At 60.4% G+C, this 212-nt stretch carries 1 protein-coding gene; it reads left to right on the top strand.

Annotated features, from left to right (window positions below; all coding sequences use genetic code 11):
- A partial coding sequence (locus tag EYB28_RS19685; RefSeq protein WP_166852941.1) for an ABC transporter permease subunit occupies positions 1 to 212 on the top strand: 212 nt, incomplete at both ends.

Here is a 212-nt window from a genome sequence, read left to right as displayed (position 1 = left end):
TTCGTCGGGTTCTACATGTTGTTGTTCATCGCGGCGATCAAGTCGGTGCCGTCGGAGACGTACGAGGCGGCGCGGATCGATGGTGCGGGTCGGGTGCGGATGTCGTGGTCGATCACGTTGCCGTTGATCCGGGACAACGTGCAGACGGCGTACATCTATATCGGGATCATGGCGTTGGACCTGTTCGTGTACGTGCAGGCGCTGAACCCGTC

The organism is Isoptericola sp. BMS4, assembly GCF_011634835.1.
Classification (GTDB): Bacteria; Actinomycetota; Actinomycetes; order Actinomycetales; family Cellulomonadaceae; genus Isoptericola.
The sequence above is the reverse complement of the archived record's forward strand: the minus strand, read 5'-3'. Positions and strand labels throughout refer to the sequence as shown.